Source organism: Aeromonas sp. Lyrl_2 (genome assembly GCF_051948815.1).
GTDB lineage: Bacteria > Pseudomonadota > Gammaproteobacteria > Enterobacterales > Aeromonadaceae > Aeromonas > Aeromonas veronii.
In genome coordinates this window covers 1-9,229 of record NZ_JAYJLJ010000043.1, presented here as the reverse complement: position 1 = coordinate 9,229, position 9,229 = coordinate 1, and the positions used below count along the sequence as shown (strand labels likewise).

12 protein-coding genes and 2 pseudogenes are annotated in these 9,229 nt (G+C 53.4%); 6 read left to right on the top strand and 8 right to left on the bottom strand.

Features of this window, described 5'->3' with window-relative positions; all coding sequences use genetic code 11:
- Positions 1-282: 282 nt before the first annotated feature.
- Complete coding sequence (locus VF684_RS20675; RefSeq protein WP_257701464.1) at positions 283-618, bottom strand: hypothetical protein; 336 nt, start codon at positions 616-618, stop codon at positions 283-285.
- Between the two features lie 258 nt (positions 619-876).
- Positions 877-963 (bottom strand): annotated as a pseudogene (locus tag VF684_RS20670) (plasmid replication protein RepB); the annotation flags it as partial.
- A 10-nt stretch (positions 964-973) separates the two neighbouring features.
- Between VF684_RS20670 and VF684_RS20665 the strand changes: the two are divergent.
- A pseudogene (locus VF684_RS20665) lies at positions 974-1,114 on the top strand (transposase); the annotation flags it as partial.
- Between the two features lie 18 nt (positions 1,115-1,132).
- Here the strand turns inward: VF684_RS20665 and VF684_RS20660 are convergent.
- Complete coding sequence (locus tag VF684_RS20660) at positions 1,133-1,567, bottom strand: hypothetical protein (RefSeq protein WP_181497755.1); 435 nt, start codon at positions 1,565-1,567, stop codon at positions 1,133-1,135.
- Between the two features lie 1,155 nt (positions 1,568-2,722).
- Here VF684_RS20660 and VF684_RS20655 point away from each other — a divergent pair.
- Genes VF684_RS20655 through VF684_RS20645 form a run of 3 tightly spaced genes read left to right on the top strand, consistent with a single transcriptional unit; the run spans position 2,723 to position 4,209 of the window.
- Positions 2,723-3,631, top strand: a complete 909-nt coding sequence (locus VF684_RS20655; protein ID WP_257701462.1) for an integrase domain-containing protein — start codon at positions 2,723-2,725, stop codon at positions 3,629-3,631.
- Positions 3,632-3,645: 14 nt separating this feature from the next.
- The gene (locus VF684_RS20650; protein ID WP_257701460.1) at positions 3,646-3,948 is read left to right on the top strand and encodes a hypothetical protein; all 303 of its coding nucleotides are present in this window, start codon (positions 3,646-3,648) and stop codon (positions 3,946-3,948) included.
- An 18-nt stretch (positions 3,949-3,966) separates the two neighbouring features.
- Positions 3,967-4,209 carry a plasmid replication protein RepB gene (locus tag VF684_RS20645; protein ID WP_181497756.1) on the top strand — a complete coding sequence of 81 codons (243 nt, stop codon included), beginning with the start codon at positions 3,967-3,969 and terminating at the stop codon, positions 4,207-4,209.
- Positions 4,210-5,199: 990 nt separating this feature from the next.
- Here the strand turns inward: VF684_RS20645 and VF684_RS20640 are convergent.
- On the bottom strand, positions 5,200-5,397 hold the full coding sequence (locus tag VF684_RS20640) for a plasmid partition protein ParG (RefSeq protein ID WP_181497757.1): 198 nt from the start codon (positions 5,395-5,397) through the stop codon (positions 5,200-5,202).
- A 20-nt stretch (positions 5,398-5,417) separates the two neighbouring features.
- The gene (parA, locus tag VF684_RS20635; protein ID WP_181497758.1) at positions 5,418-6,047 is read right to left on the bottom strand and encodes a ParA family partition ATPase; all 630 of its coding nucleotides are present in this window, start codon (positions 6,045-6,047) and stop codon (positions 5,418-5,420) included.
- 204 nt (positions 6,048-6,251) lie between these two features.
- Here parA and VF684_RS20630 point away from each other — a divergent pair, with 204 nt between their 5' ends.
- Positions 6,252-7,067 (top strand): hypothetical protein, encoded by an 816-nt coding sequence (locus VF684_RS20630; protein WP_257701455.1) that lies wholly within the window; start codon positions 6,252-6,254, stop codon positions 7,065-7,067.
- A gap of 71 nt (positions 7,068-7,138) precedes the next feature.
- On the opposite strand, the gene VF684_RS20625 is transcribed toward VF684_RS20630, so the two are convergent.
- From VF684_RS20625 to VF684_RS20615, 3 genes are all read right to left on the bottom strand, one after another.
- Entirely contained in the window at positions 7,139-7,423 is a 285-nt protein-coding gene (locus VF684_RS20625; RefSeq protein ID WP_181497761.1) for a type II toxin-antitoxin system RelE/ParE family toxin, read from the bottom strand.
- Positions 7,413-7,652, bottom strand: a complete 240-nt coding sequence (locus VF684_RS20620) for a CopG family ribbon-helix-helix protein (protein WP_181497762.1) — start codon at positions 7,650-7,652, stop codon at positions 7,413-7,415. The genes VF684_RS20625 and VF684_RS20620 overlap by 11 nt, the downstream gene beginning before the upstream one ends.
- A 288-nt stretch (positions 7,653-7,940) precedes the next feature.
- A complete protein-coding gene (locus VF684_RS20615; protein ID WP_181497753.1) occupies positions 7,941-8,429 on the bottom strand; it encodes a sel1 repeat family protein in 489 nt (162 codons plus the stop codon).
- A gap of 568 nt (positions 8,430-8,997) precedes the next feature.
- Between VF684_RS20615 and VF684_RS20610 the strand changes: the two genes are divergently transcribed.
- A partial coding sequence (locus VF684_RS20610; RefSeq protein WP_440174385.1) for a hypothetical protein occupies positions 8,998-9,229 on the top strand: 232 nt, incomplete at its 3' end.

The window sequence follows — 9,229 nt, the reverse complement described above, 5'->3', positions numbered from 1 at the left end:
CCCGAGCACCCGCTTGCCCCGCTGCATCGTGGCGGGAACAAATCGCTCGGAACATCGAGCGCGTCCAGCGGACGCCTGCGGGAGCCAATAGGTGAAGCAAAACGGAGTCCATCAGGGTGGGGCCCCCACCTTGGAACAGATCGCTCGGATACCCGAGCACCCGCTTGCCCCGCTGCATCGTGGCGGGAACAAATCGCTCGGAACATCGAGCGCGCCCAACGGACGACCGCGGCATAGGTGAAGCAAAACAGAGTCCATCAAGGGTGGGGCCACTGTTAAGCGTCAGGGTTTATCGCTTACTCGATCATTCTCATAATCCAGAACTAAGCCGCTCTGCAAAGCCTTTTGTAAGGCAAGCTCCTTGAGCCTGTCCCGCAAAAAATCCCGATTGGCTAACGGAGAATTGGGATTGGACTCTTGGATCTCTTCAAGCATTTCCTTGATAAGCTCAATAGCGCCGTTGTACTTGAACGTTGTTGAATGCCCAAAATGCCTTGCATCATCAAGCTCCCTCTCCATCCTCAAGGCCTGCTCTTTCCATCCTGCGACCTGGCCACGAAGATAACCTTTTCCAGACTCCCCAACAGACAGTCCGACACCAAAATCCATGCTCGTCATAACTCACCCCATAAGTTCTTAAAATGCTCGACAGACTTAAACCTTCACCCACCGCAGCAGGGCTTTCGCCGCTAACAAATCGACAGAACATCGAGCGCGTCCAGCGGACAACCGCGGGGGCCTAAAACATAGTCCATCAAGGGTGGGGCCAGTGGCCCCACCCTGTGGAGATCAGGGCAACACTCCCAAACGGGAGCGACTAGCGCAGTCTGTCGCGCTTCGTTCGTGAGTCGGCAAACGCAGCGCGGCAGCCTTAAGACTGCTTAGATCCACCTCGATGCGGCGAAAACCGATGGTGTGCGCTGTGTTAACCCCTGCATCGATGGTCTTAAAGACCCGCCATCCGGAAGGTGATTACACCACCAATGCCATTGAGTCGTTGAACAGCGTGCTGCGCAAAGCGACCAAGCAAAGGAAGCTCTTCCCGAGCGACGACTCTGCGCTAAAAGTGGCGTTTCTCGCGATACAGCAGGCCTCCAAGAAATGGACCATGCCCCGCACTCCTGGTTTTTGATTACAAATCAAAAGCGAACTCGTCGCCCTTTATCGTCACCCGATACAGGGCAGCGTTATTGATGTTTTTCTCTGTGAATTCAACGATGCAATCTCCATCCGATGCCTCTTCTGCATGTTCCTCAATTGCCATCCGGAAGCGCCTTCCGATACTTTTCCTTGTAGATGGATTCAGCCTGGACCACTTATTTCCAGTGGCTTTAATGTACAACTCATTAGTCTTAAAAGGACTCACTGGTTTAGCTTCCTGAAGCGCGTACGCCAACATAACCTGTACGATATTTGTGACCTCCCCCAATGTCATTTCAGTGAGCCTTCTACCTTGGATTGCATCAACCAAAAGAGACTCAATGACATCCTCAAAAGACGAGCCATCATCCGAGATTTCAAGCACGTCACGCACAACTTCATCACCAAGATCCAAAACAACTCTCATGTTAGCCACCTGTTTTCCATTGTTAGAATTAGCATTACAGGTCAAAAAACAAAACATGTCAACACATTACAGCGCAAGCCCTTGTTGTTTGCACATGTTACCTATTGTTATTTGATTGGCATCGATTCCATACGCATAAAATTAGTGACTGGTAATTTACTTAAGCGTGGTTTTAGGGCGGTCCTGCGGGGCAGGTTTGGGGCAAAAAAAACGGCGGCCCTGGGACAAAAAACAGTTTTTTTAGATCACTTTTTCCAGCGTCCTTCACACAAGATCTTGTATGAAAGCCCCATGTTTTCACGCTTTCCCTAACTCTTCGTACCATTTGCCACCACCTCCATACTGGGATAAATTTTTCCCATACCCCAACTGAGGACCATCCCTGACCATTGCTGAAATCAGTAACCGGCCAAGGACCCTCGCCAGTCTAGCTCCACTGGATAATCAGGGGCGCACCCAAAACTACTTGTGGCGGGTGGACGGTACGGCTGAAAAAAAGGCCCAATGCCAGCAGTGCAGTGAAGATGTAACTGAAAATGCATCGGCGTAGCTCGCTACGTGGCGACCGGCTTCGTGTTGGTCATGAGCCGCAAGGCAATACACCATTGGTAATGCAGCCCCTCGGGGCCACAATCCGTTGGATATACAGGCATACATCGACGCCAGCATAACGCTGCCCCAGTACGACTTTCGGCCTCAGCCTACGACCGAACAGCCGATGCGATGCGCTCGATAGCCCACCTCCTGCCGTCTCTGTCCTGACAGAGACGGCCAGCGCTCACCCTGCGCCACCCCAATTCCCTCGGGCCATGCCGCCAGATCTCCCTGGCACGAAAACCGACGAAATCGTCACTCACAGGCCAGCCGAACGCTAGGCGCAGTCGCACCATGACTAGCGCCTTGCCTGCAGAAGCCCCCTGCCACAGCAGCCACCCCGTTCCTCGGAACAACAGCACGCTCACCGCGTAAGGAAGTGAACCACCCGATGCCCCACGACACGCGCAGTCGAAAAAAATGCGCAAAACACTCAACACCAGTATCAGGGGATGGCGGCATCAAAAAAGCAAATTTGACCAATCAAAATGGAGTTTAGATATGGCGCGATGTGACCGTTCCCACCCCGATGCACGAAATTTTGGCCTGGGCGCCAGAGATATGAGCCGCGCAGGACTGCATGCCCTGCGCGAGGGGATGCAGTCGCATAGCTCGATCGCCACGATGGCCGATCGCTGGGCCTCGTTCGCCGCCTGGGCGCGTGATGAGGGCATCCGCGACATGCGCCAGATCGAGACCTCGCACCTGCGTGACTACGCCACCCACCTGATCGAACGGCTCGACCGGGGGGAGATCAGCCCCGCTACCGCCCAAAACCTGCTCTCGGCCGTCAACAGGACGATCGAGATCGCCCGGGGCGATCGAGCTGTGCGACTCGATCCCGTGCGCGAGGCGGGGCTGCCGACCCGAACCGGCATCGCCACCACCGACCGCGCACTCCCGCTGTCGCAGCACGACAACGCGCTGGCTACGCTGCCGGAGCGGCTGGCCGCCATCCTCGCCCTACAACGCGAGCTGGGCCTGCGGTTTGAAGAGGCCGCAAAAATGGACGCCGTCCGGGCGCTGGCACAGGCCAAAAACGGCACTGTCCACATCGAGGCGGGCACCAAGGGGGGCCGTTCTCGGGATATCGCCATCACCCGCCTAATACCCCAGCGATTCGCGTTGGCCAACGCGGCGATGATCCAGGGCGCTGATCGCAGCATGATCCCACGCCAGCAGAGCTATCGGGCGTTTCGGGTCGAGGCCTATGCAGCCCTGCGGGCGGCAGGCATCCAATCGCATAGCGAGCGCCATGCCTACGCTCAGGATCGCTACGCGGTCCTAGTCGGGGCCCCCTGCCCAGTCGCCGCAGGGGTGGCACACGGGGCCGATCATCATCGGTTTTTGGCCGCGAATCTCGGGATCAACGTCGCTGCAGCGCGGACGCTCGATCAGCAAGCCCGCCTGCAGGTGGCGAGCGAGCTAGGCCACGGCCGCATCGATGTCACTCACTCCTACCTGGGGTAACGATCATGAGTAGCATGGAAACGTGGATCAGGGCCCGGGTCGATGTCTACCTGCGACACGGCGGCAAAAACAGCCGCAGAGCCACCGTGCATCGACTCTGCACCATCTTGAGCGACATCCGTCAGCATGAACAGGGGGTGCGGCTACCGCCCCAGGTAGGACGGGCCCATCTACACCGCTACTGGGCACGCCACAGCCATCTATCCGAGCGGACACAGCAGGATCACTGGTATGCGATGCGCCTGTTGTGGGAACTCCTCGACAGGACTGGTCAACCACCTCACCCTACGCTAACATCAAATCAAAGTATCGATTAGTCAAAAAAGGATTTCGATATGGAAGAGCTACAAGCCAAGTGGACATTCGACCAAGGCGGCTTTGCCAAAGCGGTAATCGCCCCGACCCCGATGGGAGCCGGCTACCATCTGCACCTGGTGAAGTTCGGCAAACAAAGCGAGACCGTTGTCCTGGAACGACAACGTGGCGGCTGGCGGGTATTCAAGACCATGGATGCTGCCGCGAACACCGCCAACAACATCGGGTTTCGGCGCATCGAGATCGACTTGAGCAGCCGTTGACCCAACCAACAGCCTCAGCCAGCAGCAAAAGAATGGGGCGGGGGTCTTCCATACTCTTGTGTGAAGGGTCTCCGCCCATGCCACCAATCAAAAAGTAAATTTGATACATCGTTTTTTTATTTGATGAGGTGACGCCACGCCTCGGCATCAACCAAGAAAGAACCCGCTCCGTGGATAAGCCCTACTGCCCACAGGCCCAACACACTGCCTGATGGACAGCCCTTAGGGAGCGGGCTGGGCTCTCCTATCTCTCCGCTGCGCTTCAAGATAGGAGAGCCCTCCTGCTTGGCTACGTTAAAGATGACGTAGTTACACAAGATAGACTCGCCTTGCTCCGGACTATCGAGACCGCTTGCGGCAGCTCCCTCTCACGCGCTCCAGAGACACACCCCGTCCTTGCTGCATCTGCTTTAGTCCCCGCCTGATGGCCAGACTGCCGCGCCGTTTTTTTAAGAGCTGGCCGTGGTTGGTTCCCCGTTACGCTCTGCTTGCAAATGCCCCACGGTTGCGAATCGTGGGCGGCTGTGGTGCGCGATCGCACGCTGGGCAGTATGTGAGATTTCCCCGTTCTGCCCGACCAACCACACCCACAAACGGCAACAAACTCATGCTTCCAATCCGAGCGGGTACGACAAAGCGCCAAAGGTGGTGGCCTTCGGTAACGGGCGTTAAAGAGGGAATTTGCTTGAAAGATACGGCATGGTGCCGCTAAACTGATTAGGAATTTGGGTAGCTGCTTCCCTCTTACGGAGCCGTTACCTGGTACAAAGAGCGCCAACTCTGAATACCATCGAAAAACCGCCCGCCAAGGCGGTTTTTCGTTTCTGCGAGGCACAGATTACGATCTGGATCCGGATCCACGCAAGCTGATCTTGCCGGTTTTTAGCAGTAAAACGTCACATACATACCTGATAATCTTCATAAATGCTTCTTGGTATCCTGAGAGGATATCCCCACAAGATTATCAAATTTCAAGTGCGCTCCATCAACTCACGATAAGCCCTCAACGAACTCGGTAAGAACATCCTTGATCGTTTTTCCTTGAGCTGCGGCATAGATTTTCAGCCGAGTATGCAGAGCCTCTGGTAAGTCGAAATTGACCCGTTTCAACTTCTCATTCCCTGCTATATCACCCATCGTCATAGCCCGCTTTTCACTGCTTGGGCGGCCAGCCTTTAGCATACTCATTTACTCACACCCTCATTAACTCATAAAAGTAATGCCAACACTTCACCAGCCAAGCCCCGTATTTCTTGGGCTGCATTGCTGTTAGGTTCAGCATCAAGCACGGTTGTGCCTGCCGCCGCGGTGCTAGGATAAGCAACACTCTGGGTCACTCTCGCCGTCAATACCGGCAGACCATACCCTTCCAGCGCCTCTCTGATCTCAGCGCCAATCTTGGTATTCTTGATGGCTCGACTAACCACAAAGGCCGCCTTCAAACGGCCATCCGTCATTTCTATCCGCTGCTTCACCAGATCAACCAGATCGGAGGCCGCCCAAATATCATAAGGAGAGGGCTGGACGGGGATCAGCACCAAATGACTGGACTTGATGGCGGAGATAGCCAAGTCAGCCGCCTGCGGGGCACCGTCAATCACTATCAGATCTTTGTGAGATACGGCCTTTATGTCACGCTCGATGGTCGGCCTGTCGATTCCCACAACCGGAACCGGCTGCTCATCACGCACAGCGGCCCAGTCTCTTGCGCTCCCCTGGGGGTCACTGTCGATCAATAGAACATCATGGCCGGCCAACTGGAAGGCCCTACTTAGATGAGTGGCAATCGTGGTCTTGCCACTCCCTCCCTTCTGATTCAACACTGATATAACCAGCATCCTCACTCCATAACTCATTTAAGTTAATGAGTAAAAGAGTAAACCATCAAATGAGTTTTAGTTCTAGTGGTAATCCCCGAGCAGGTACAGCCTTGCAAACCCGTCTCACTAGGACAATACCCAAAATCAAAATAGCAATTTGATTAATCAAAAATTACTTTCATGTCATGTATCATGTGAGACCTAAAAAATAGGAATACGGATATGACTGTGAACAATAAATTTCTTGGAGTGAGCCTGCTGATCACCTTGTTAGGTGGTTGCGCTGCTAAACCGGGGGAAACCTTCGACAGTAAATTTGCTTTCGATCACCAGAGCATGGCGAACGATATGGTTTGGCTGGCAGGCTATAACGGCCTGGTCAGTGATAACAGCTACGATCGCGCACTGGATGCGGCAATAAGCGCCGGAACAATGGGCACCCTGCTACCACAGGATTTCAATATCAGCGGGTTTGGAGCGGCTGGACTGGGGTTTGTTTTAACTTCCTTGCAAGGCACCTTTCCGGTCGAGGAAAACCTGAGTCACATTGTGTTTCAACCACTGAAACCGGGGGACAATCCTGCAGACCCAGCCTTCGTTTCCGCACTTATTAAGCAAAGTTTCGATAAAGTCATTCCGTGGGGCAGCGATGTTAGGGCCGGCAAAAAACCTCAAGACATAGCGAACACGGCCGCCAGCGACATCGCTTGCGAACATGACAACGGTTTGGCAGGCTACAACCCGTTTGACCTGACCCATAGCTGCACAGTCAAAGGGTTTGATGGCAATGTCGCCGTGCGCGTCGCTTACACCTACACTGGCGATCATTTCAAAGCCATCATGCCAAATTACGTCAACAAACCGATGGTGGCAGTCTTGCTACGCGAGTCAGGCTTTGGCTTGCAAGCCAAGCGAGAAAACGTATTTTCCTACAAGGAACGCGCTTTGGTGAACAATATAGCCATCGTGCCATTCATCAAGCCTAATGACGAAGGTAAAAAGCTGGTGTTCATTAACGGCAAGGCTACCCTAGTGTGAGCGCCACACGATAGATAACAGCTAATGGCCTTCACACAAGCATGTGGAGGCCCAATTAGTTTCTCTATAAGCTACCAATGGCTTGGTAGCCGCAAGCGGGTGTGAAATACCCTCAATATGTGGATCTCATCCTCCTTCACTCGGTATGGAATGAGGAACGGATAGGGTTGCACCACAAGCTCTCGTGTACCAGGAACGCGCCCGGGCCGCCCCATCGCCGGCTGTGATACCAACAGGTTGACCAAGCGATACACCTCGAACACAAACTCTTGGGCAACCCTGGGGCTCTCTTTGGCCAAATAATCGTGAGCATCTTCAAGGTTCAGCGCAGCCTTACGCAGCCATTTAACCTGCATTGATACCCCACCGATTAAACTTCGCCATCATCTCCTTTTCAGGCACAAAGTCACCCGCATCAGCTTCAAGCAATGCAGCTTCAACTTCCGCGACTTGCCAAGCTTCACGCGCCAAATAATCCTGGATAGCCTGATTTGCCAACCACGATTTTGTTCTGCCTGTGGACTGGGCTAGTTGTCCCAACTGTTGATCTACCTCATCCGGCAGACGGACAGACATAACACTCATACCCCCTCCTTACACTACAATGTTTACATGATACTACACTCAAAATAGAGGGATGGCGACAGCCGGCAATTGCGAACGCAGTTGCCAAAATCGCAGCGCCTAACGTGCGTTAGCCCTGTGTTGTCGCGGTGCAACCGCAAAACTTGCTGCCCCCCCCCCTCAAAGCGGCTAACGCCGATCTCCTGCAGAGAGAGCACCAGCGTAGCGTTGGGCAGGATGACAAAACAGCGAAAAGGGGCTCCGATTTAACGTAAGCCCCTCTCTTATGCGCAATTATTGCTAAACCAATCATCCGTTAGCATTTGAAGCATATTTATGTAAATAAGATGGTAATGCTGCTTGCACCCAATTCCATTCTGCTCTGCTTAAGTAAGATCGAGCATCATTGCAAAATATTTGTCCGCTTGGATCTCCGTTCGCAACAGCCAAAGCCCCCCAGATATACACTTTTCTATCATCACGAGGTACGAGCTTTCCTTCGCGAAAAATAGCCGCCATGGCGGTCTGAGCACTAGGATCACCACTCTCAGCAGCTCTTTGCACATCCGATGGTGACGCTTTACTCCAATCCTTAAGATCCTCGGAAGGAATACTCTGATTAGAAACACATAACAACTTGTCACTCTCTAACTTTCTAGCAGTCTCATCAGCCAATTGTGATGCTGCTATCGACTGATTAACCTGCTTAAGTTTGTCGTTGAGTGCCTCTAAAGGCGCGGTTGAACAGGCCTGTAAAAAAATCAGAGTAAAAGCGGGCAGTGTGTGTGTAATTTTCATTAGCCGTCATTCCTGGAAAAGAAAGTGTGTATTTTTATATACCTCCCTCTTAACTAGCCAGGGGATATTGAATCCATTACAAGGTCACATATTGCGGTGCGCATAACGCCTTTTATGTTAAATCGCTAAAATCACCCCCAAAAACGGGCCACCTGCCGAAAAAAGACCGCCTGAGCCGCGTTTTAGCGGCGTTCTCGCCCCCCTACCAGGGGTTTCCATGCTGAAAGTTTGCAACGCTTCTGAGGCGGTTTGAGGGCCGGATCCTGCGGGATATGGTTTCAGCGCGTTTTAGCGGCCTATCGCACATTAGTCTCGGTTGCCCTCCGAGCGATTTGTTCCCTCCCCGCCCTGCAAATGTCTCACTTCTGTCCCGGTTTTGTACCACTTTTGTACCGGATCTGTTCCGGATCTGTTCCGGTTCTGTACCGCTATCCGCTTCGCGGTGTTCCAGTACCCCCGAACAGTGCAGCCCTTAACGACATAGCCACTCTTCACGCCGTCATTCTGCCCTTAAAAACGGTGGTTCACAGCCATACACATTACGCACCAGCAAAGCTGGTGTAACGCATTGAAAGAAAAGGAGTATTTAATTATGAATGAGTGGCGGAAATGGTGGCGAAAACGCCATAACAGCATGATCTTAATGCTGTTTTTATGGTTGTACTACCACCCCGAGTGGAACAAATCGCTCGGAACATCGAGCGCGTCCGGCGGACGCCTGCGGGAGCCAATAGGTGAAGCAAAACGGAGTCCATCAGGGTGGGGCCAGTGGCCCCACCTTGGAACAGATCGCTCGGATA